This window comes from Mucilaginibacter sp. dw_454 (assembly GCF_018449775.1).
Classification (GTDB): Bacteria; Bacteroidota; Bacteroidia; order Sphingobacteriales; family Sphingobacteriaceae; genus Mucilaginibacter.
In genome coordinates this window covers 520,453-542,168 of record NZ_JAAVVB010000003.1, presented here as the reverse complement: position 1 = coordinate 542,168, position 21,716 = coordinate 520,453, and the positions used below count along the sequence as shown (strand labels likewise).

20 protein-coding genes are annotated in these 21,716 nt (G+C 42.1%); 12 read left to right on the top strand and 8 right to left on the bottom strand.

Annotation, left to right across the window (positions count from 1 at the left end; genetic code table 11):
* Window positions 1–19: 19 nt before the first annotated feature.
* Complete coding sequence (locus tag HB679_RS12720; RefSeq protein ID WP_214072360.1) at window positions 20–1,450, top strand: DUF4832 domain-containing protein; 1,431 nt, start codon at window positions 20–22, stop codon at window positions 1,448–1,450.
* A 98-nt stretch (window positions 1,451–1,548) separates the two neighbouring features.
* Window positions 1,549–2,652, top strand: a complete 1,104-nt coding sequence (locus HB679_RS12715; protein ID WP_214072359.1) for a glycosyltransferase family 4 protein — start codon at window positions 1,549–1,551, stop codon at window positions 2,650–2,652.
* Here HB679_RS12715 and HB679_RS12710 read toward each other — a convergent pair.
* Window positions 2,636–3,553 carry a polysaccharide deacetylase family protein gene (locus tag HB679_RS12710; protein WP_214072358.1) on the bottom strand — a complete coding sequence of 306 codons (918 nt, stop codon included), beginning with the start codon at window positions 3,551–3,553 and terminating at the stop codon, window positions 2,636–2,638. The genes HB679_RS12715 and HB679_RS12710 overlap by 17 nt on opposite strands.
* Entirely contained in the window at window positions 3,546–4,613 is a 1,068-nt protein-coding gene (locus HB679_RS12705; RefSeq protein WP_214072357.1) for a glycosyltransferase family 4 protein, read from the bottom strand. Before HB679_RS12705 ends, HB679_RS12710 begins: the two co-directional genes overlap by 8 nt.
* 571 nt (window positions 4,614–5,184) lie before the next feature.
* On the opposite strand from HB679_RS12705, the gene HB679_RS12700 reads away from it, so the two are divergent.
* Together HB679_RS12700 and HB679_RS12695 are read left to right on the top strand one after the other, a co-directional pair.
* Window positions 5,185–7,497, top strand: a complete 2,313-nt coding sequence (locus tag HB679_RS12700) for a tyrosine-protein kinase family protein (protein ID WP_214072356.1) — start codon at window positions 5,185–5,187, stop codon at window positions 7,495–7,497.
* Between the two features lie 149 nt (window positions 7,498–7,646).
* On the top strand, window positions 7,647–8,021 hold the full coding sequence (locus HB679_RS12695) for a response regulator (RefSeq protein ID WP_214072355.1): 375 nt from the start codon (window positions 7,647–7,649) through the stop codon (window positions 8,019–8,021).
* A 46-nt stretch (window positions 8,022–8,067) separates the two neighbouring features.
* Here HB679_RS12695 and HB679_RS12690 read toward each other — a convergent pair whose 3' ends face one another.
* Window positions 8,068–8,658, bottom strand: coding sequence for a hypothetical protein (locus HB679_RS12690; RefSeq protein ID WP_214072354.1), 591 nt, complete (start codon window positions 8,656–8,658; stop codon window positions 8,068–8,070).
* 211 nt (window positions 8,659–8,869) lie between these two features.
* Between HB679_RS12690 and HB679_RS12685 the strand changes: the two genes are divergently transcribed.
* Both HB679_RS12685 and HB679_RS12680 read left to right on the top strand, forming a co-directional pair.
* Entirely contained in the window at window positions 8,870–9,469 is a 600-nt protein-coding gene (locus tag HB679_RS12685; RefSeq protein ID WP_214072353.1) for a Crp/Fnr family transcriptional regulator, read from the top strand.
* A gap of 7 nt (window positions 9,470–9,476) precedes the next feature.
* Window positions 9,477–9,854 carry a hypothetical protein gene (locus tag HB679_RS12680; RefSeq protein ID WP_214072352.1) on the top strand — a complete coding sequence of 126 codons (378 nt, stop codon included), beginning with the start codon at window positions 9,477–9,479 and terminating at the stop codon, window positions 9,852–9,854.
* A 215-nt stretch (window positions 9,855–10,069) separates the two neighbouring features.
* Here HB679_RS12680 and HB679_RS12675 read toward each other — a convergent pair whose 3' ends face one another.
* Window positions 10,070–10,636 carry a dihydrofolate reductase family protein gene (locus HB679_RS12675; protein ID WP_214072351.1) on the bottom strand — a complete coding sequence of 189 codons (567 nt, stop codon included), beginning with the start codon at window positions 10,634–10,636 and terminating at the stop codon, window positions 10,070–10,072.
* A gap of 157 nt (window positions 10,637–10,793) precedes the next feature.
* Here HB679_RS12675 and HB679_RS12670 point away from each other — a divergent pair, with 157 nt between their 5' ends.
* The 4 genes from HB679_RS12670 to HB679_RS12655 are packed head-to-tail and all read left to right on the top strand — an operon-like array spanning window position 10,794 to window position 13,876.
* Window positions 10,794–12,515 carry an HAD-IIIC family phosphatase gene (locus tag HB679_RS12670; RefSeq protein ID WP_214072350.1) on the top strand — a complete coding sequence of 574 codons (1,722 nt, stop codon included), beginning with the start codon at window positions 10,794–10,796 and terminating at the stop codon, window positions 12,513–12,515.
* 4 nt (window positions 12,516–12,519) lie between these two features.
* Entirely contained in the window at window positions 12,520–12,762 is a 243-nt protein-coding gene (locus tag HB679_RS12665) for an acyl carrier protein (RefSeq protein WP_214072349.1), read from the top strand.
* Complete coding sequence (locus tag HB679_RS12660) at window positions 12,759–13,157, top strand: MaoC/PaaZ C-terminal domain-containing protein (RefSeq protein WP_214072348.1); 399 nt, start codon at window positions 12,759–12,761, stop codon at window positions 13,155–13,157. The genes HB679_RS12665 and HB679_RS12660 overlap by 4 nt, the downstream gene beginning before the upstream one ends.
* Complete coding sequence (locus tag HB679_RS12655) at window positions 13,154–13,876, top strand: SDR family oxidoreductase (protein ID WP_214072347.1); 723 nt, start codon at window positions 13,154–13,156, stop codon at window positions 13,874–13,876. Before HB679_RS12660 ends, HB679_RS12655 begins: the two co-directional genes overlap by 4 nt.
* A gap of 69 nt (window positions 13,877–13,945) precedes the next feature.
* Here HB679_RS12655 and HB679_RS12650 read toward each other — a convergent pair whose 3' ends face one another.
* From HB679_RS12650 to HB679_RS12640, 3 genes are all read right to left on the bottom strand, one after another.
* Window positions 13,946–14,749: a DUF4249 family protein gene (locus tag HB679_RS12650; RefSeq protein ID WP_214072346.1), complete on the bottom strand. Its 804-nt coding sequence runs from the start codon at window positions 14,747–14,749 to the stop codon at window positions 13,946–13,948.
* Window positions 14,740–17,502, bottom strand: a complete 2,763-nt coding sequence (locus HB679_RS12645) for a carboxypeptidase-like regulatory domain-containing protein (RefSeq protein WP_214072345.1) — start codon at window positions 17,500–17,502, stop codon at window positions 14,740–14,742. Before HB679_RS12645 ends, HB679_RS12650 begins: the two co-directional genes overlap by 10 nt.
* A gap of 429 nt (window positions 17,503–17,931) precedes the next feature.
* The gene (locus tag HB679_RS12640) at window positions 17,932–18,819 is read right to left on the bottom strand and encodes a dienelactone hydrolase family protein (protein WP_214072344.1); all 888 of its coding nucleotides are present in this window, start codon (window positions 18,817–18,819) and stop codon (window positions 17,932–17,934) included.
* 407 nt (window positions 18,820–19,226) lie between these two features.
* Here HB679_RS12640 and HB679_RS12635 point away from each other — a divergent pair, with 407 nt between their 5' ends.
* On the top strand, window positions 19,227–20,105 hold the full coding sequence (locus tag HB679_RS12635; protein WP_214072343.1) for an NAD(P)H-binding protein: 879 nt from the start codon (window positions 19,227–19,229) through the stop codon (window positions 20,103–20,105).
* Between the two features lie 22 nt (window positions 20,106–20,127).
* Window positions 20,128–21,039 carry a helix-turn-helix transcriptional regulator gene (locus HB679_RS12630; protein ID WP_214072342.1) on the top strand — a complete coding sequence of 304 codons (912 nt, stop codon included), beginning with the start codon at window positions 20,128–20,130 and terminating at the stop codon, window positions 21,037–21,039.
* A gap of 46 nt (window positions 21,040–21,085) precedes the next feature.
* Here HB679_RS12630 and HB679_RS12625 read toward each other — a convergent pair whose 3' ends face one another.
* Complete coding sequence (locus HB679_RS12625) at window positions 21,086–21,682, bottom strand: isochorismatase family protein (RefSeq protein ID WP_214072341.1); 597 nt, start codon at window positions 21,680–21,682, stop codon at window positions 21,086–21,088.
* Between the last annotated feature and the right edge of the window lie 34 nt (window positions 21,683–21,716).

Sequence of the window (21,716 nt, the reverse complement as noted above, 5' to 3'; positions counted from 1 at the left end):
TCCCCTAAAAATAAGGAATATGAAGGCCCCAGCTATGCTATTGGTTAACCTAGTTTTTATGCTCTTGATTACTGCTTGTCAGAAATCAGACTTAAGGCCCGTTCCCCAAACCCTGGGCAGCACTATACAAACAATCACTTCAATAATTGCGCCAGCCGATACCATTGGTTCGCAAACGGTATATCCTGCAGAAAGCACCGAATTAATCACCAATCCGGGGAAAGGGTTTGTTCAATACTGGGGATATGATGCCACATATGCCGATAATGTTAATACCGGCTACATCAGATATGATTGGGCCGACATTGAGCCAGGTAACGGCGTTTTCAACTGGAAACTTATTGATGACCAAATACAACAATACAAAGCTGCCGGAAAGAAATTCTCGTTCGGCATTATGTGTGCAAACACTTCCCGCTCGTCTGACACGCCTGACGGAGGACAATACGTAACCCCCAAATGGGTGTTTAACATGGGCGCTAAAAGCAGAACGGTTACTACTGACTTTGACCCCGCTAACCCCATTGTTCAGGTTATCCCGGTATGGACAGATGCAATATTCCTTGCTGCTCTTGATAAATTTATATTACAGTTAGGATTACGTTATAACGGTAATAAAGACATTGCATTTGTTGACATAAGATCGTACGGCAACTGGGGCGAGCAGCACCTTTATGGCATTGATGGAACTGCCGTAACAGCAGACCAATTAAAATATCAATATCTGCAAGTTTATAAATCAGCCTTCCCAAATACACAGCTAATTACTCCCTGGGGAGTTGATGATTTTGACAGCACTTACGACTGGGCAGTAAATAACGGCATAGGCATGCGCGAAGACGGGCTGTTAAGATATTCTGATGGTAAAGAATGCACCAGGGCTGCAGGCAAAGAGCCATCTGTGTTTGAGTATGCATCGTCTTATGACTGGGACGTTTCGGCCGGAATTAATGTAAGCGATTTATTAAGTAGTGACGTTGAAATTGGCAAACCCAGCTATATTCAATTTGATAACGATATGTACAACGCCAATAAGGCGCTGTATACAAAAATAGGTAATCGTGTTGGTTATCATTTTGTTATGAAAAGCGTTGTTATTCCAACATCAATTAGTAATTACAAACGTTTTACTATACAAACCGAAGTTTTAAATAAAGGCGTTACGCAAATTTATCAGTCGTGCTTTGCTGCTGTTGCCCTTATTGATAATGCGGGCAATGTTGTTCAAAAACAATGGTTAAATGATTTAAAACCGTCGCAGTGGCTATCAGATACAGATGTTAAACAACAAAGTTCTGCCAGTTTTTTAGGTATTGCTGCCGGAAAATATAAACTGGCTATTGGTTTGTTTGCCAGCCAAACCGATGCTAACCCAGCTTATAAGTTGGCCAATACCAATAAGATAGCTAACAACTGGTATTTACTTTCAGATAAAGTAACTATTAATTAATGACCAGAAATGGGCGGGATTATTGTTTGAAATATTTTTATATTGAACACATTTAAATATTAAAAATATTAATACCCTTTAGTACGTTATTTGTTGGTATGAGGATATGTCATGTTATTTGCAACCTGTATGCGGGTGGGGCACAAACTTTTTTGGTTTTATTAGCCCTTGAGCAGAAAAAACTGGGCAATGACGTATCTATAGTTTTAATTGACAAACGTAAGAACGCTGCTTTTGAAACTTTTTTAATAGGCGAACTTGAAGCACACGATATACAGGTTTTTACACTGCAAAGAAAACCCGGCCGAAACTTCACCATTATTAAAAGCCTCACGCTTTTCCGCGAATATTTAAAAGAATTTAAGCCCGATATTGTTAACACACATTTGCCAATATCGCACTTGTTTGTGGGCCTCTATAAAAAAGCCTTCAAATTTAACATCATGAAGGCCAGGGTTATTGCAACAATTCACAACGCGCCAGAACCATGGAGCAAACCAACGTTATTGACAAATTTACATACGCCCGGCATCTACTGTTCAAACGCATCTATTAAAACCAGTATTGAAAGAGATTGCTTAAAAACGGTTATTGATAATGGAATAATTCCGCCGGTTGTAAATGATAGCGCGGATAAAATTATTGAAGAATATAAAGTCAATAAAGATCATAAACTGGTGCTGATGGTTGGGAAACTCTCAGAGCAGAAAAACTATCCCCTGGCGGTAGCCATAGCATCATTATACCAGGATAAAAAAGTATCATTCCTGATTTGCGGTATTCTTGAAGAAACCAGCGAGCGCGACCTGGCCCTGTTTAAAACCGTTAACAACATTCATTTCCTGGGTGTGAAGTTGCCGGATCAAATCCACTCGTTGATGGATAGATGTGATTGTTTTTTAAACACCTCGCTTTTTGAGGGCTTGCCTATTACTATTTTAGAGGCCTTTTTTATTGGGCAGCCTTGTGTATTAGCACCTATTTTGTCGCTTACAGATATTGGCGAAGAAATGCCTTATTGTTACATTGCCGATTCCTTTGATCCCGAAGCATTTGTCCCTAAAATTGATGAGGCATTAAGTTTGTCGTTAAGCAGGGAGCAGATTAAAAAAGAACGCGAAACCAGTTTAGAAAAATACCAGGTTGATAAGGCAGCAATAAAATATTTAGACTTTTACAATACGGTTATCGGTTCACAATAATCCGTTTTATCTCGGTACGGTTAACATACTCGCCGCTTGGCTTCAGTTTTCTTATCACAATCCAGGCAGGGCCTGCAAATAGCTTCAGTTTAAAGTAAGCGCTGCTTTCGTTATTTGAAACACCAATACGCGGGATACTGTAAATACTGTCTTTCCTTGAGAAACCTGTTGCTTCTGTCGAAAAACCCAGCTTTATTCTATTATCTCTAAGGCAATTACGTTCCCTGTCTGTAAAATCATAGTCAGGTATTCCGTTTGGATAAGAGAAACAGGTAATTTCATGACCTAATAGTTCGGCAAGCTCTGTTATAGAACTACCTATTTCGTCGTTGCTAACCTCGTCGGTTTCATTATGCAAAATAGGATGATTCATGGTATGCGCACCAATAGTTACAAGTCCTTCCCTATCTACCTCCCTAAGCTCATCAATGCTCATGTTTTGATAAGGTTTTAATGGTGTATTAGTACGTTTGCGGTATTCGGCTAAAATTTCATGAATTCTTTCAATCTTCATCACCTTCATCAGGTTATCATTGGGTAACGAATCCAGGTTTTTCAATGGTGTATTGGTAACTTCAGAAATGATTTCGCGCATAACGTGTTTATCATATCCTTCAATTTCCTGAAACCAATAATTTATTCGCTCTTTAAAAATTTTTGGAGAAACATATAACGAAGCCGGTATCTGGTGTTTTTTTAAAACCGGGTAAATAATACGGTAAAACGTTTCGTCGCCATCATCAACAGTGATATGGACGGCATTTTTCAGATCAACTTTACCTTGATAGTACAGATCAAGTGTGTCTGTACTCACCAGGTCAAACTTAGATTTGATATATAGAATGGTTCGTTCAAACCAATCCATATTATTAACCAAATGAAAGTTTAAAATTCTATTCATATTGATAAATGTTATTCAACAAATCAAAATACCGGGCCGGGCTGTATTCTTCAAAAATGGTGTTTCGCGCGTTGGTGCTTAATTGATGCAAAAATCCCCTGTCGCTACTTAATTTTATTATAGCGTCCGCAATATCCTCGCTCGATTTTGTTCTGACTAATATGCCGTTAATATCATGCTTCACAACATTCGCGATTGATCCAACATCGGTAGTAACAGGCACCAACCCAAATGACATTGCTTCGAGCAACGCAATAGGTAAACCTTCAAAAAAAGATGGCAATAAAAAAACATCGCAATCTTTAAATGCGTTTGATTTGCTTTTGCCGCCCACAACGCCTCTAAAGTCGAATGATTTTCCCAAAAGGTCGTTAAACTTCGTTTTGTATTCTTCTTCGTCAGGCCCCTTACCGGCCAGCACAAATGTAAATGGTAAACCTTGATTTTTCAATGCTTTTAATGCCTGAAAAATATATTCCAGCCCTTTATCGGTAACAACTCTACCTAAAAACAATAAAACTAACCCGTCGGTGGGGTGCTCTGTGCGTTCAAACTTCTCCGCCTCTGTCAAATCAATACAATTTGGTAGCGTATAAACGTTTTTACAGTTGTATTTTTTAATGATATATTCTTCCTCAACCGTACTTAAAACAATTTTGGGATTATTGCCTGACAGTATAGCCGGGATCATTGTTTTTACCCAACCCGGATGGTCATCATGCATTAAATATTCGCCGCCATGCAAATGCAGCAACATTCTTTTTCTAAACAGTTTAGCCAATAATATCATTGGGCCATCGCGAATGATGGACCGCTTATCTACAGGAAAATTGAAATGAATAAAATCACGACTGGTGCACATCAGGAAAAACCATTTCCAATACATTACCAGTAAACCCAGTAACCAGGCTAGTCCGCGGCTCTCGCCGTCTTTCTTGCCTATCTCAAAATGGATATAAGTATGTTGGGTATTGAGCTTTATAATAAAGTTAGTAACTGCCGATATACCGCTGACGTTGGTATTAATGTCAAGCGATGGAGAAGTAATAATTATTTTCATACAGGTAGCAGACAGTGATCAACTGTAGCCTAAAACTAAGCTATTTTTTTTAAAGCAGCTCAACGTTTCAAAGCCGAAATCAATATTGACTTAATTTTTGTCTTTTTTTAGCATCAACAGTGTAGCGTGTTTATTTGTTAATTCTTCAATTATTGGGGTCAACCAAATCTGCTTATAACTTTTACACATTGCATCTTCTTTTACACATAGGGTATTTTAACGGCATCTTATCTATATATTTGACTAATATCAGGCTTAATTTTAAGTATGCTGTGCCTACTATTTTTTCAAGAATAAGTAGACAAAAACAGATAAACAGCATGGTATTGATAATCAATACTATGCTGTTTATTACAAGAAGAAATGGCATCAGGTTTTTGCAGATAGCTTTAGTTTAAAATCGACAGTGGTTTTAATAATACAACCCAAATGAATTGCAATACTTTTTTCAATATACACCTAAACTCTTTGAGTTTAACTTCTAACTGTTGGGTTGATAACCGCCGGCCTTCTTTTTTAGGCGCTACCATTGAAAATCACAACTATTTTGGGTTACAGGAGTTAATGCTACATGCTGTCTAAACAACCAGATAATTATCCAGTAGTAAGGTCATTCGTCACGGATGATTCCTTTAAAATTAAGGATGTACTGAAAAAGTACACTTTTTATTGGCCCTGGTTTGTATTAACAATTGCCATTGCACTTTCTTTAGCCATTGTATATTCAAAACTTGCAAAGCCGGTTTATGAGGTAGATACCACCATCATTATCAAGGAACATAACGACGTCAATAACACCCCCAAGTCGGCCGGCTCTGTTTTACAAGAACTTGACGTAACCGGCAACGACAAAGTTGTTGACAATGAAATTGAACTATTAAAATCCCGAAACTTAATTACCGAAGTAGTTAATCACTTACAATTATATGTAGATTACTATAAGTATAACGAAATACTTGGTAAACAGAACCTGTACGGAAGAAGCCCTGTTACTTTCAAACTTTTTAGCAACCTGGCTAATTTACCTGCGGCAGTTAAAGCAAAGGGTTTTGTTATCTATATAAAAAACTCCGAGTCGTTTTTATTCAAGATGCCTAATGCAGATACAGCCGAGTATCAGTTTAAAGACACCATAAACAATGGCCTGGGGTCGTTTAAAATTGATCCTAATGTAAATATCAGAGATTATATAGGGTCAACTATGCCCATTAAAATCAATGATCCGGAAAGCACAGTTGATGGCTATCAAAAATCTATTGATGTTGTACTGACAGATAAACTGGCATCTGTGCTGGATATTTCGGTAACAGACGAGATCCCGCAGCGCGGCAAAGATTTTTTAAATAATTTAATTGTCTTTTATACCAAAGCAGACATTGCCGAAAAGAATGCCACTACGCAAAACACGCTTAAATTTATTGATCAGCGGCTTGATTCGCTTACACTTGAGTTAAACAACGCCGAAGGTAAGGTTGAAGACTTCAGGGCCAAAAGAGGGTTGACCAACATAGGCTTACAGTCACAGGTATTTTTGCAAAACCAGCAGTCAAATGATGGCCGTTTAAATGACATTAAAGTTCAATTAAACGTAATTAACAAAATTGAAGATTATTTTAATTCGCCTAACCCGGGCAACCGCGAAATTCCTTCAACTTTAGGTATTGCAGATGCGGGATTGCTCACCCTGGTACAACGGTTTGCCGAGCTGCAACAAGACCGCAGCAGGATGGCCGCAACCACGCCCGACAAGAACCCGGCTTTAGAACCTTTAGACAAGCAAATTGCAACTACTAAAAGTGCTGTAAAAGACAATATACAGAATATCAAGTCATCGCTTTTGGCCATGCAGCAGCAGTTGCAAAACTTTGGCTCGGGCTACAAATCGTCTATCGAACAAATTCCGGGTCAGGAAAGAGAGTTGACAAATCTGGAGCGCCAACAAAAAATTAAAGACGATCTATATACCTACCTGCTGCAAAAACGCGAAGAGATTGGATTAAGCTATGCCTCTACCCTTGCAAACGCCCGCCTGGTTGATAAAGCGCACGTATTACCATTAAAATCTACCAAAGCGCTTATACCTTTTGCCGCTGCTTTATTGCTGGGACTGCTGATACCATTGGTGATTATTTTTGCACGCGACACCATCAGAAACCGCGTGCTTACCCGCAGCGAGATAGAACAAGGTACCGGCCTGCCTATTGTTGGCGAGTTTAAAAAAGTTAAACTAAGATCGCCCATTGTTTTTGATGCAATAAATGAAAAATTAAGCATCAAGCTAATTGAGCAGTTTAGACGCCTGCGCGCCCAGCTTCATTATTTGCATGACAACGAAAATAAGGGCCGCATTACTTTGATTGCTTCAAGTGTGGAAGGCGAGGACAATGGCTTTATTCCGGCAAATCTGGCGGTTGCGTTGGCTGCATCGGGCAAAAAAACAATGTTGATTGAGTTGAATATATACAACCCGGTATTTCACGAGTTTTTTAATTTACCCGAGCAGCATCCGGGTTTGAGCAGTTATTTAGACTGGAACTCGTTAAAAGAAGATGTGATACAAACCTCTGCTACTTACCGCAACCTGGATATTATTACCTGCGGCGCTTATATTTCCAGCTTCTCAGAACTGCTTGACCGTAAAAGAATTGAAGATTTATTTGAATGGCTGCGTGCAAATTACGACCATATTATAGTTGATACCGCGCCTGGTAAATCAACTTCGGATGTTAGCATTGTGGCAAGGTTATGCGATATTACCTTGTATATCGTTAAGCAAAACTTTAGCTCTAAATCACTATTGCCTTACATCAAAAAGCTGAATGAAGACGGGCAGCTGCCTAAAATGAGCATGCTGTTTAATGGCATAGGGCGACGGATAAGTTAAGCAGGCTATTTCTCAGTGATATAAACCATTCTTAATGTCCTGAAAGTGCTTTTTGCCTTGTCAGGTAAAAACAGCCAATTTTAATTAAGTATAAATGTTGCTTATTACCGTTAGGTATTTTATCTTAGTAAAGATTAAATCCCGCGTGCGTGAAGAAGAAGGTGTTGATAATAGAGAATGACCAGGATATCCGGCATATCGTTGAGTTTGTTTTACAAGAACAAGGTTTTGAAACATTAAGCATACCAGAGCCGGAAGATCTCTCGGAGATCATCCCTTTTGGCCCGCATGTAATACTCCTGGATGAATTTATTAATAGCCGTCCGGGACATCGTTTATGCAGGCAGATTAAAAAAATCCCTGCTTTATCAATCGTCCCGGTTATCATCCTGTCTACAGCCAATAATATTGAATTAATTGCTGCCGAATGCGATGCAAACGACTATATCAGTAAACCCTTTGATGTTGAAGATATGGTAACTAAAGTTGTACGGATGGTAAATCATCAGCCATTAACTTATTAAAAGCCCCACATTTGTGCAGGGCTTTTGTTGTTAAGATTTTATTTCTTTAGGCGATTTGAATGTTACCCTTAATAGTTTTTGACAGACGAAATGCGGTAAGCAAGTAATAAAAAGCGCCAAATGCCGCATACCCGGCCAGGCTGGCTATTCCCTTTGTAGGGTCGTGCGCCAGCAGGATAAAAGATGTTCCACCTATCATAGATTGGCCGCCGCTAATTATCATGGGCCATTGGCCGCCCAAAAGTTTACGACGGCGTAAACCTAAAATCAGTTGGATCAGTCCTGTTCCGATTGCCCAGGCACCAAAAACAATTAATGCTTCTGGCACGCCCTTTTGCAAAGCAATCCCAACAGCCACCGTAGTGACAGCACTGATTACCACATTAATATATTGCGGCATTTTAGATTTAGATCCCCTATTTGCGCGGATATCAAGAAAGGTGCCTGCTACATCCCATGCAGGGTAAATAACTAGTAGTACGGTAGCAACATCCACCGATTTTTTTGAAAAAAGGGCGACGAGAATTACCCAAAGTATGGAAAAGCCGGCGCGGACAAAATAAAGTTTTTGCAATGATCTGGCAGTATCAACAGCCTGTACTTCTGCTATTGCATTGGTTGATGAGTTTGATGTCATGATTTTAATTATTGATTTCTGATACCAAAGGTCATGAGTATCGTTCGGCGCGTTTTTCACTTAAGTGAAAACAGTCTTAAAACTGACGTTTACATTACAGTAGTAATTTTAACTTAAGTGAAATTACCTGTGTGCTATTGATGTTATATTTGAAATATAACAAACGATGATACCTTTGAGCTTTAGCACCTACCCGGTATAGCAGAAAAAAATGAGTGATAAAAACGAAATCCTGGCGCAACACCTCAGAAATTTTGCCGCATTAACTGATAAAGACATCAGCGATAGCCAACCTTTTTGGAAGACCCGGAAGATGAACAAGGGCGATTTCTTCAATATGCAGCAAATGGTTTGTAATGATTTGGGCTTGGTTATTAAAGGGATATTCCGGATCTACTACCACGACCCAAATACGGAAGAAGATAAGAACATCTACTTTTTCTCTGAAAACCAGTTTGTAGTTTCTTTCAGGAGTTTCATATCGCGCAACCCTTGCTGGTATTTTATTGAAGCGATGGAAGATTCTGAAATATTCTTCATCTCTTATAAAGACCTTGACGGTCTTTATGAAACCCACCCCCATTGGGCTAAATTTGGCAGGTTGCTGGCAGAATCATTTTTTACCATTGCCCAATCACGTACTGAAGAATTTATTTTCTTCTCGCACGAGGAACGCTATACCCGGTTATTAGAGCAGCATCCGCATATTGTTGAACGTATCCCGGCTTACCATATATCTTCTTATTTGGGTATAACAAATCCCTCATTAAGCCGGATAAGAAAGCGCGTGGAAAGTAAAAACATTAAATAAATCGTCAGTGAAAAAACCAATGCCTTTTGATTTTTTGATAGATTATTTACCGGCTAGTGTAGTTATTAAACCGGCCATAGGCATGTATTATATTTACTGGGAGAAAAAGATTGTATTGATTTTCAGGAAGCTCAATAAAAATAGCCACCACAATGGCGTTTGGATAGCGACTACGCGCGAGCATCATGCCAGCCTTAAAGCCGACATACCGGCCATCACCGATTTTGTATTTAACGAAGGCGAAGTGTTTGATACCGCCTGGCTGCTGCTTAGCGATGAGCATGACGATTTTGAAACCGCCGCCATTCAGCTTTGCGAACTTGTATCGCGCAGGGATAAAAGGATAGGTAAGCCAACTGCCAAAGCAGCCGAGCTTACCCGTTAAAGTTATTAGTCCTTATATCAGCACATATGTTCGAAAGATTGGATTTATTGTCATTCTGAGCAAAGCGAAGAACTATTCTCTTGAACGAAGTGAAAAATCTTATATACCTGATGTATGAGCGGTAGACGGATATCCGAAACTTGTCAATTATATAAGATCCTTCGCTTTGCTCAGGATGACAACGGTCTATTTGATATTCCGAATACCTGTAGACTTTATATTAACACATATTTATTAAGCACTTTCCCATGGCTGAAGGCGGTCGAGCTTTCCAACTTCAATATTTTCTTTTCCTTAAAAATTGGAAGCCCGCTACCTAATGCAACCGGGTTAACATAAATATAATACTCGTCTATCAGGTTAGCGCTTATTAGCGAGCTTACAAAATTGGCGCCGCCATAAACCATGAGGTCTTTGCCGGGCTTATTTTTAAGCGCATTTACTGCAGTAGCCAGGTCGCCATTTTCCATTTCGGCGTTGCGGCCCTCTATGGTGGTTTGCGTGTGGCTAAAAATAATCTTGTGCATATCAACCATTCTTTTCGCCAAAGCCAGTTGTGGGCTGTCAGGCTGATTGTCTACCACGTTTTCCCAGTAAGTAATAAACTCTTCGCTCATGCCGCGGCCCATTAAAATGATATCACAACTATCGGCCAGGTCAATTACTTTTTGTAAGGCCGTTGCATCCGGCGGCCCTCCTGCAAATATCCAATCCCCTTCGCCATTTGGCCCGGCTACAAAACCATCAAGGCTCATTTGTACCTGTAATTTTAACTTTCTCATGATATTTTTTAGTGATTGTTTTTCTATCACAAATATCTGCAACAAGTAACTTAGCAATCGGGTGTAATTACGACAAAAACAGGGGGTAATTTGCGCAACAAATTACCACAGCTTAAAAAAATTAGCTTTATTTGTCCTTCAATAATCAATCTCTTGCATGAAAGATTTCTCTGCTTTAAAGAAAAACCTAAAAAGAGATTTTTCGCAGCTAAAAGCAATTAAAATAGCTTTATTGGGCGATACCGCTACCCAGTTTTTGCAAAATGCCTTGCGCGGCACCGGCTATGACTATGGATATGATCTACAAATTTTCGAGGCAGATTTTAACCAGATAGAGCGGCAGATTTTTGACCCTGCGTCTGAACTGTACGAATTTGCACCTGAAGTGATTATCATATTTCAATCGACTCATAAATTATTGGCCAGGTACGATAAATCGGCGGCCGACGCTCAGGCCACGTTAGCCGGGACCCAGTTGCAACTGATAGATAGCCTGTGCACGGCCATCCGCTCAAAAATAAGCGCCAAAATCATTTATTACAACTATCCGGAAATAAACGATAACGTATTTGGTAACTACGCCAACAAAACAGCACAGTCGTTTTTATTTCAACTGCGTAAACTCAATTTTGAGTTGATGCAATACGCGGCAAATACCGCCAACTTTTACATTTGCGACATCTCTTCCGTTCAAAACCAGGTGGGTAAATTATTTATGTTTCAACCATCGGTTTATGTTAATGCCGAGATGGTTTTGAGCATTGATGCCCTACCCCTGGTTGCCACCGCGACACTCGATATTATAGGCGCCCTGTACGGTAAGTTTAAAAAGTGTTTAATTATAGACCTGGATAACACCATGTGGGGCGGCATTATTGGCGACGACGGTTTAGAGAACATACAGATTGGGTCGCTGGGCATCGGCAAGGCTTTTACCGAGTTTCAATACTGGATGAAGAAGCTGAAAAACCGGGGCATCATTTTAGCAATCTGCAGTAAAAATACCGAGTCGGTAGCTAAAGAGCCTTTTGAAAAGCACCCCGATATGGTGCTGCACCTGGATGACATAGCGGTATTTGTAGCCAATTGGAAAAACAAGGCCGAAAATATCAAGTACATACAACGCACTTTAAATATCGGCTTCGACTCGATGGTGTTTTTGGATGATAACCCTTTTGAACGAAATATCGTTCGGGAGCTGATCCCGGACGTCACCGTGCCCGAATTACCGGCAGATCCTGCCGAGTACCTGGAATATTTGTACACCCTTAATTTGTTTGAGACGGCTTCTTACTCGGAGCAGGATGCAGAACGTACCAAACAATATCAAACAGAAATTAAGCGTACTGTTGAGCAGGCTTCGCACGGCAGTGAAAACGATTTTTTAAAAAGCCTGAACATGCTTTCGCTGGTAGAGCCTTTTAATAAATTTAACGCCCCGCGGGTAGCCCAGCTTTCGCAACGCTCAAATCAATTTAACTTACGCACCGTGCGTTATACCGAAGCCGATATCGAAGCGCTGGCGCAATCAAAAAACAATTACACCTTATCTTTCACCCTCGAGGATAAGTTTGGCGACAATGGCTTAATTTGCGTTATAATACTCCATAAAGAGAATAATGAAACCCTATTTATAGACACCTGGTTTATGAGTTGCCGGGTGTTAAAACGCGGAATGGAAGATTTTGTATTAAATTCGATAGTAGCCATAGCCGGGCAAAATGGTTTCAAGTATGTAAAAGGCGAATACATCGCAACAGCAAAAAATGAAATGGTACGCGATCATTATTTAAACCTGGGATTTAAACCTCAGGATAATTTATGGATATTAGCTACCGAAGATTATACCGACAAAGAGATTTTCATAAAAGAAAGATAACGAAATGGACAAAAGCGAAGCGCTGCAAAAGGTGAATGCTATTTTTATTGATGTGCTTGACGATGAAGATCTGGTGCTTGATTACACTACCAGTGCAGATGACGTTGAAGATTGGGACTCATTAAATCATATACAACTGGTGGTAGCTGTTGAAAAGGCGTTTAAAATACGCTTCACCTCGCAAGAGATACAAAGTTGGAATAACGTAGGCGAAATGTTAGATTGCATTTTGAGTAAAGGGGCATGATCTTTAAAAACGGCGATAGTTTTGACAGAAAGTTTTTGGTTACAGAGACTGTCTACAATGGCTTTATCGCGACCTTTAAGGATACCAACCCACTACATACCGACGAAGCTTTTGCCATAGCACATGGCTTTGAAGGCCGGGTAATGCATGGCAATATATTGAATGGTTTTCTGTCGTACTTTATTGGCGAGTGCCTGCCTGATAAAAATGTAATTATCCTTTCGCAGGAAATTCAGTTTAAAAAGCCGGTATATCTTCATGATGAATTGCTGTTTAACGCGCAGATAACCAATGTTTCGGAGGCGGTAAAAGCTGTGGAGTTTAAGTTTACTTTTAAAAACCCGGCAGGCAAAGTTGTTTCAAAAGGTCAAATTCAAATTGGTTTATTAGCATGAATGTATTCATAACCGGCGGATCATCGGGCTTGGGCGAATCAATAACCCGTTTATTGGCAAGCGATAGCGACAATACTGTATATTTTACTTACAGCAGTTCTGCCGACAAAGCCAAAGCAATTGAGGCTGATTTGCCCAACGCCGTAGCCATTAAATGCAATTTTAAAGCTGCTGACGAAGTCGAGACGCTCAAAGACAAAATAGCCGGACTTGATTTAGATGTTCTAATCAACAACGCCTACGCCGGGTCGTTTCTGAAAACGCATTTTCACAAATTGCCTGCTGATGACTTCTTATCAGAATTTGAGCAAAACATCATCCCCACCATAACTATTACCCAAGCCGCTATCCTGGCTTTCAGAAAAAAGAAAGCCGGCAAAATAATCACCATTTTAACATCGGCATTAGTAAATGTACCGCCGGTGGGCGCCTCCATATACCTGGCTAATAAAGCTTATTTAAAGCAACTGACCAAAGTTTGGGCAACAGAAAACAGTAAGTATAACATTACCTCAAACTCAGTTTCGCCGTCTTTCATGCTTACCCGTTTCACTAGCGACATGGATGAACGGATTGTCGAACAAATGACAGGTAATCACCCGCTTAAAAAACTCTTAACTACGGATGAGGCTGCGCAATCTATACTCCAACTGGTTAATGCTTCTAACCACATTAATGGTGTGGACCTGATTATTAATGCGGGTATGGATATCAGCTAGATATTCGGCAAAAAAAATCCGTGACCATATTAAAACAGCCACGGATTGCGCCCTTAAGCGACATGTTTGTTAATAGGTAACAAAACTCAAAGTATCTGCCTGCATAGCTGTAAACACACCAAAGCCGTTAATAATATTGGTTGGTGTTTGTATTAATGATTGTGACGTCGCCGTGCGGGTATTATTGCTGATGAGGTCGAAATATTCTTTATTGACACTGAACAAAATAGCCTGGTAATTACCCAGGTAGAAAAACGTACCATTGGTTATGTTGTAATACGATGCTTTAGCGGCATTTAGCTCAAGGTTAATTGGCCGGTTGCCGCCAAAGCTGTTGCTGGCCGCTACGGCACCGACAGCCTTAAATGCCAGGACATGGTACAACGAGTCGGGGTTTGACCAGCTAAAAACATTCAATACCGTGCTTGCACCGCCGGGCCCCTGGCCAGATGATATGGTAATACCGCCATTTTGCGATACAAAATTTACCGGCTTGGCAGGCATGGTAGAACTGGCCGACACGGGATAGCCATTATAATCAAACTGTAGCGTATACGTCTTGCCGGTAGCCAAAATGCTATTGTCGGCATAAGTATAAGTACCTTTTGTTGCCGATTCTGTAAGCGACACTTTCTGTGTACCGTCCGAAAGGAACATTTGTACACCGGTAATAGGGGCGCCGTACTGTGCAGTATCGGTCAGGGCTTTTTGCTGGTACAATTTAACCGATATGGGCTGGCCGGGTACCAGGTACGATTCAATAACCGGCAGGTTGGTACTCTTAACGTCGGGGTTATACTTGGTGCAGGCCGTAAAAAATATCGCGACAGCAAAAAGCGCGAATATGATTGGGGATGATCTTCTTATTTCCATCTTAAGCTAAGCGTTAGGTTTGGGGTAAAGCCCAGGTAAGTAACATCGGTAGTGATAACCTGGTTGTCTTGAAACTGGTACTCGCGGTACCAGATGTTTTTATGATTGTAAACATTAAATAACGACACGCCGATGCTGCCTATTTTGTTACCATTGATCTTGAGCAGGTCGTAAGTTGCCGATAGATCCAGGCGGTGATAATCCGGCAGTCGTTCGCCATTCTTTGCGCCAACATTAAACGCGGTAATTCGGTTGCCATCGGTGCCGGTTACGGTATAGCTTGACAATGGCGCGGTGTAAGGGTGCCCGGTGCTGAATAAAAATACTGCTGCAAAGTTCCAACGGTCATAATGATACATATTGATAGATTTGAACTCGTTGGTCACATCCTGATCGGCCGGGTAATAGGTATTGCCGTAAACCGCGAATTTATTTTGCGTCTGCGACAACGTGTAACTTAACCAACCGGTGTATAGTCCTAATTTTTTCTGCACCAACACCTCGATGCCTTTTGCATTACCGGTACCGGTATAAAAGTTTTGCTGTAAAGTTGCAGTGCCACCTCCCGGCCCGAAACCACCGCCGCCTTGCTGGCCAATGGTGTACTGGGTCAGCCCATCCAGTGTTTTATAGTAACCCTCTACATCAATTAAAAACTGATCATTTTCATAGCTGGCGCCGCCCATATAGTGCCTGGCCATACCTACGGGCACGGTGCTGCCGTCGGATATCACCCAAAAATTACGATTGCCGTTTAACAGATCCTCGCGCGTAACCTGGTTCATGAACTGGTAAAACTGGCCGGTTGCAAACTTTAAGGTGTAATGGCTATCTAATGTATAGCTAGCCGAAAAGCGCGGCTCGGTATACAATTTACCCGTAGGCTGGAACCATGTTTCGCGTACGCCGGGTTGCAGATGCAGCTTACCGGTAGGGTCAAGCTCCAGCTCAACATAGCCGCCGCCTAAAAATGCTTTATCGTGCTGATCTATCAATTTACTGGTATCGTTTTGTACATATTGATAGTTAACCTGCTGATGATTTGCAAACCCGCCATATGACAGTTTCACGGTGTTATTCAACTGCCACTCCCACTCAGACTTTATGCCAATGTCTTTTAAATTATTAGTCTCGTTCGTTCCGTTATCAAATGTCGTCGAAACACCATCGTCGGTATTGGTGCCCGATGTGCCACGATTACGATCATTAAAATAGGACGAGTAAGTGATGTAAGTATTTGAATGCAGATTTTTACTCCAGGTTGATGACCATTTAATACTGCTGGCTGTATTGCCATACTTGGTATAGTCAGTAATTTTACCATCGGTAATGGTCGAGGTGAAAAATGTAGGCAGATCGCGGCTATTGTCTGTATTGTCGTCGCCGGCATAAAAACTCCAGGCTATTGTATTATCGGCATTGATTTTATAGGTGTACCTGAAATCCACATCATAAAAATGCGACGCCGGGGTAACCTGCTCGCCAAAACCACCGCCGCCTCTGCGGCCGCCAAAGCCACCGCCCCCACCACCACCGGGAACAGTAGTAGCGTTAAATTGCTTAAAGATCTTATCGTAAAAAGGCCCCTGGTATGAGCGGCGAACGGCCACCAGTAATGATGAATTATCAGTTACCGGTGTTTCCAGGAAAGCATTGAAGCTTAACAAGCTCAGATCTACCCCAAAAATAGATTGTTTGGTATTGCCATCCTTACCTGTTATTTCTGTTACGCTAGATAGACGACCGCCATATTTTGACGAAAAGCCGCCTTTATACAACTGCACATCCTTAACTGCATTAGCGTTAAACGCGCTGAAAAAACCATACAGGTGATCAACCTGGTATACCGTAAAACCATCAAAAACCACCAGGTTTTGGTCCGGCGTACCACCGCGCACATAAGCGCCCGAAGACGACTCGTTGGTGCCGCTTACACCCGGCATTAACTGGAAGGCTTTTAAAACGTCCTTTTCGCCCATTACCGGCAGCTTATCCAGCGCCGCAGGGGTTAATTGTAGCACGCCTACTTTTTTAGCATCGGTATTCATTACACCGCTCTTCTTACCCAGGATGCTTACCTCGTTCAGGGTGTTCAATGAAGGGTACAGCGGAATAGTAATAGGAAGCTTAATAGTTTGAGCGGTTAGCCTGAAACGATCTGTCTGAAAGCCCGAATAGCTGGTCTCGATAACGCAGGTGTCAGACGGTATATTGAAGAACACAAATTGCCCGTCGGCACCTGTAGTTGCCGTCAAATTTGTACCCATGACCCGTATGGTTGCCGAGCGCACCGACTCGCCCGTAGTTTGATCGACCACTTTGCCAGAGATGGAGAAGTCGAAGTTTTTAGGAGGCGCTTCAGGCGGTGCTATTCGTTTTAAATTGGCACCCTGCCCGGCACTTGCCAGCGCATACATTTTCTTTAACCGCGAAAGGTCATCCATGTTTTTCAGGATGTAAATAGTACCGTCGGCTTCGATCCAGTAATGCAGCTTGTTATTGCCGCAAACCTCGTCTAATACATGCCCTAAAGACTCATTCAAAAAATGATCGACCACGTGATAACGACTTACCGAATCGCGCTCAAAAACAATCTTTAAATTGTAGTCCTTCGACAACGTGTCGAACATCAGATCGAGCGAACAGGTAAAGAGTTTGTTAATGGTGGTTTTTTTTAAAGCCCTTTGCGTTTGTTGGGCCAGTACATGGGTGGTTAGGGTTGCAAGTACCAATAGGGGTAGTAGTTTTCTCATCCTCTTTTATCAATATCAGTTTGGTTCAATCGCAAATAATTGTAATAATAGAGGCAATTATAGGCTATAAATTGGGTGCTGGTTAGCCAGTCTCCGCTATGCTATGGGTTTTTAACATTATTTAACTATAGCATTAAAATGAGATTAGAAAGGGGTGCGATTTGAGAGGTTTTTGGAGAGGACGACAGGTGATTAGGCAGGGTGAGTAAGCATAGCGGGGGACTCACCCGGTCTTTGCTTCGGCGGAAAGAGGATTATATTATTTGTCATTACGAGGAGGAACGACGAAGCAATCGCACGCGTTTAAGCCGTCCTCCTTGCGATTGCCACGCTACGCTCGCAATGACAAGAATTTTTCACCCTCTTTCCCGCTTGCGGAAGAGAGGGTCGACGAGCAAAGCGATGTCGGGGTGAGTCCCACGCCTTACACTACGTTAAATGCTCTTTAAAAAACTCAATGGTCCGTTTCCAGGCCAGTTCCGCGGCAGTTTTGTCGTAACGTGGCGTGGTATCATTATGGAAACCATGATTTACGTTTTCATAAACAAAGGCCTCATATTTTTTGCCGTTGGCTTTTAAAGCCTCCTCGTAAGCCGCCGCGCCCCCGGTTATGCGAGTATCTAGTGATGCGTAGTGCAGCATCAATGGTGCATGTATTTTGGGCACATCAACAGCTGGCGGTTGTGCGCCGTAGAAAGGTACAGCAGCGGCCAGATCAGGCAAGCGCACGGCCATTTGGTTGGCTACACCACCTCCATAACAAAAGCCAACCACACCTATTTTGCCATTGCAATCTTTGTTGTTTTTCAGATATTCAAAAGCATCGATGAAGTTTTGCAGCATTTCGCCCTGATCTCGTTTGGCTTGCATATCGCGGCCGGCATCGTCGTTGCCGGGGTAGCCCCCCAGTGGCGTTAATGCATCAGGCGCTATGGTGATAAAACCGGCTACGGCCGCACGGCGGGCCACATCTTCAATATATGGATTCAGTCCGCGGTTTTCGTGCACTACCACAATGCCACCCAGTTTGCCTTTGGCATCTTTAGGTTTTGATAGCAGGGCCTTGATATCGCCGCCGCCTTTTGGCGATGCGTAATGAATATAGCCCGATTCCAAGCGTGGATCATCCGCCTTTATCTGGATATTGTTTTTATAATCGGGCATCAGGAAACTCATCAGTGCCGGCACCGTTAATCCACCAACGGCGTATAAGGACAGCTTTTGCATAAATCCACGGCGATCCAAGCGATTGTGTGCGTAATCGTCATATAAATCAAAAACTTCCTGGCTGATGTCTTCTTTTTTAATCTGGGTCATGGTAAATGGGTTTATAGCGAATATAACGATTTGGTTAATGCAGTTCTGTTATGCAATACGACGATTATAAGGGATTTGGTTGCAGTCGGCTATAATAAATTACAGTAGTTTATAAATTTTGTTTTTGGCTAACGGGATTTGGGCTAAAGCCCTCTTACCAATTTAATTATTAACCGTTGGCTGAAGCCAACGGCAATGAATAGAAATGCTGACAAACAGCCCCCGCTATAGTAAGGCGCATTTCAAATTCATTGCCGTCCCATTTATGGGACGGATAACCAGGCAAACAAAAATGGCTTTAGCCAAATTGGCGCGGTCAACAATTTCGGCTACAACAATAGTCGATTTGGCTACTTCTGTTTTTCAGGGTCTGCCGATCTTTACATCATCTTAAAAAACAGAAAATTATGAAGATCATTGTATTAGGTTCACTGGGCCATATAGGCAGACCATTAACCGAAGATTTAGTAAAAAAAGGGCATGAAGTAACGGTAATCACCAGGAGCGCAGACCGCGTAGCAGAGATTGAAGCCTTAGGCGCTAAAGCCGCCATTGGTAATGTGGATGATATAGATTTCCTGACCAAAACTTTTACCGGCGCCGATGTGATACACGCCATGGTACCGCCTGATCTTTCGGCACCCGACCCGGTTGTACGTACCAAAGTAGTAGGCGAGGCATTGGTGCAGGCTATCAAACAATCGGGTGTACAGCGTGTGCTGTATGTAAGCAGTTACGGTGCGCATTTAGCCGAAGGCACGGGCTTAATTAAACATCACCATTTTATTGAGAATGATTTAAGTGATCTGAATTTAGAGTCGCTGGTGTTACTGCGCGCTACCTACATTTATTATAACACGTTTGCTTATGTGCAAATGATCAAAGCCACCGGTAATATTTACACTAATTATGGCGGCGACGATCTGGTAACCTTTGTATCGCCGTTAGATATTGCTGAAGCTGCTGCTAAAGAATTAGTATCGACAGCAAACGGCCGCCGGGTAGTTTATGTAGCCAGCGACGAACGCACCTGTAACGAGGCAGCCAAAGTTTTGGGTAATGCCATTGGCAAAGAAATTCAATGGATCATCATCAGCGATGAACAATTTAAAAGCAACCTGGAAGCCAATGGCGTATCGCCTGTACTGTCTGCCGAGCTGACAGAATTGTACGCGGCTTGCCATACCGGCCTGTTGCATGAGGATTATGAAAAGCATAAACCCACCTTAGGCAAAGTTAAATTGGAAGATTTTGCTCAAGAATTTGCCGCCGTCTATAATCAATAACGCGTATCTTTAAAATATCAGCATGAAACCACACCGGATAAAAACCATCAGCGAGTATCACCAGGTTATGGGCTTGCCCAAGCCTGAGCATCCGCTTATTAGCGTGATCGATCTATCGACTATCAATGTACCGATAGCCGAGGAATCGTATAATATGGTGTTTGATTTTTATTCGGTTTCGCTGAAGCGCGATTTTAACGCTAAGATAAAATACGGCCAGCAGGAGTATGATTTTGACGAAGGCATTATGTTTTTCATTTCGCCGGGACAAGTGTTTGGCATCAGTGCCGAGGTTGCTAAGGTGATAAAAAGATCGGGATGGTTGCTGCTCTTTCATCCCGATTTTTTATGGAACAGCGCACTGGCCAAAACCATCAGGCAGTATGAGTTTTTTGACTACTCGGTACATGAGGCCCTTTTTGTGTCTGAGAAGGAAGAGCTTACCATCATCGACATGATGAAAAGCATTCAGCAGGAATATGTGTCGAGGATTGATAAGTTTAGCCAGTCTATCATCATTGCTCAAATGGAGCTACTGCTCAAACATGCCGAGCGCTTTTATAATCGCCAGTTCATTACCCGGCAAATTGTTAATCACCAGCTATTGGGCCGCCTGGACGAAGTGTTGACCGACTATTTTAATCAGGACGATATCATGACCCGGGGCCTCCCTTCGGTTACCTACATCGCCGAAAAACTAAACATTTCTACCAGCTATTTAAGCGGATTGTTAAAAGTGCTAACCGGCCAAAGCGCACAGCAGCACATTCACGAAAAACTCATCGCCAAAGCAAAAGAAAAGCTATCTACCACAGGTTTAACCGTAAGTGAGATAGCTTATCAGCTGGGCTTTGAACATCCGCAATCGTTTAGTAAGTTGTTTAAAACCAAGACCAGCCTTTCTCCGCTGGAGTTTAGGGCAAGTTTTAATTAGGCGCCCCCTCCTAACCTTCCGCCAATTGGCGGAAGGCCGGGAGAGGTTATTCCTTTATTTTAGCAACAACAGCTTCTGTAGTACCCAACTCGCCAATACGCGGGAAAATACGACTCAGGCTATGCTCGTGTGCTTCCATGGTCAAATCGCTCATAGCATCGGTCACAAAAGTTAAATTGTAACCCAATACGCTCGCGTCGCGGGCGGTGCCTTCAACGCCTATGCTGGTAGCAATGCCTGCCAGTACAATGCCGGTGATGCCGCGTTTTTGCAGTTCGTCATGCAGGCCGGTGTTTGGGAAAGCGCTCCAGGTATGTTTGGTGATAAGCAGATCATCCTCTTTAACCTCCAGCGCCGATACGATATTGCTGAGACCGTTAGCATCCCAACCGGCTTTAGCTTCACGGATAGCTTCTTCGGTTTTTGGCAGCTGCGATACATCGGCGCGTACTAAGGTCCACTTAGCGCCTAAAGGGCTAACCCTGACAAAAACTACCGGTAGCTGTTTCTCGCGAAAAGCATCAATCAATAATTTTGATTTTTCGACAATGTCATTAAAAGGATGCGCGGGTTGCATACCGGCAATAGCGTTTTGTAAATCGATTAAAACCAGTGCGGTTTTAGGGTCAAGTGCAGTAATCATAGGATGCTTTTGTGTTGATGTGTTATAGGTAATC

Coding starts and splice junctions, on each gene's coding strand:
- HB679_RS12685 (WP_214072353.1), top strand. CDS start 8,870: ATGAGTGATAAAAACGAAATCCTGGCGCAACACCTCAGAAATTTTGCC.
- HB679_RS12670 (WP_214072350.1), top strand. CDS start 10,794: ATGAAAGATTTCTCTGCTTTAAAGAAAAACCTAAAAAGAGATTTTTCG.
- HB679_RS12665 (WP_214072349.1), top strand. CDS start 12,520: ATGGACAAAAGCGAAGCGCTGCAAAAGGTGAATGCTATTTTTATTGAT.
- HB679_RS12705 (WP_214072357.1), bottom strand. CDS start 4,613: ATGAAAATAATTATTACTTCTCCATCGCTTGACATTAATACCAACGTC.
- HB679_RS12625 (WP_214072341.1), bottom strand. CDS start 21,682: ATGATTACTGCACTTGACCCTAAAACCGCACTGGTTTTAATCGATTTA.
- HB679_RS12710 (WP_214072358.1), bottom strand. CDS start 3,553: ATGAATAGAATTTTAAACTTTCATTTGGTTAATAATATGGATTGGTTT.
- HB679_RS12635 (WP_214072343.1), top strand. CDS start 19,227: ATGAAGATCATTGTATTAGGTTCACTGGGCCATATAGGCAGACCATTA.
- HB679_RS12720 (WP_214072360.1), top strand. CDS start 20: ATGAAGGCCCCAGCTATGCTATTGGTTAACCTAGTTTTTATGCTCTTG.
- HB679_RS12645 (WP_214072345.1), bottom strand. CDS start 17,502: ATGAGAAAACTACTACCCCTATTGGTACTTGCAACCCTAACCACCCAT.
- HB679_RS12690 (WP_214072354.1), bottom strand. CDS start 8,658: ATGACATCAAACTCATCAACCAATGCAATAGCAGAAGTACAGGCTGTT.
- HB679_RS12640 (WP_214072344.1), bottom strand. CDS start 18,819: ATGACCCAGATTAAAAAAGAAGACATCAGCCAGGAAGTTTTTGATTTA.
- HB679_RS12630 (WP_214072342.1), top strand. CDS start 20,128: ATGAAACCACACCGGATAAAAACCATCAGCGAGTATCACCAGGTTATG.
- HB679_RS12650 (WP_214072346.1), bottom strand. CDS start 14,749: ATGGAAATAAGAAGATCATCCCCAATCATATTCGCGCTTTTTGCTGTC.
- HB679_RS12700 (WP_214072356.1), top strand. CDS start 5,185: ATGCTGTCTAAACAACCAGATAATTATCCAGTAGTAAGGTCATTCGTC.
- HB679_RS12675 (WP_214072351.1), bottom strand. CDS start 10,636: ATGAGAAAGTTAAAATTACAGGTACAAATGAGCCTTGATGGTTTTGTA.
- HB679_RS12715 (WP_214072359.1), top strand. CDS start 1,549: ATGAGGATATGTCATGTTATTTGCAACCTGTATGCGGGTGGGGCACAA.
- HB679_RS12660 (WP_214072348.1), top strand. CDS start 12,759: ATGATCTTTAAAAACGGCGATAGTTTTGACAGAAAGTTTTTGGTTACA.
- HB679_RS12655 (WP_214072347.1), top strand. CDS start 13,154: ATGAATGTATTCATAACCGGCGGATCATCGGGCTTGGGCGAATCAATA.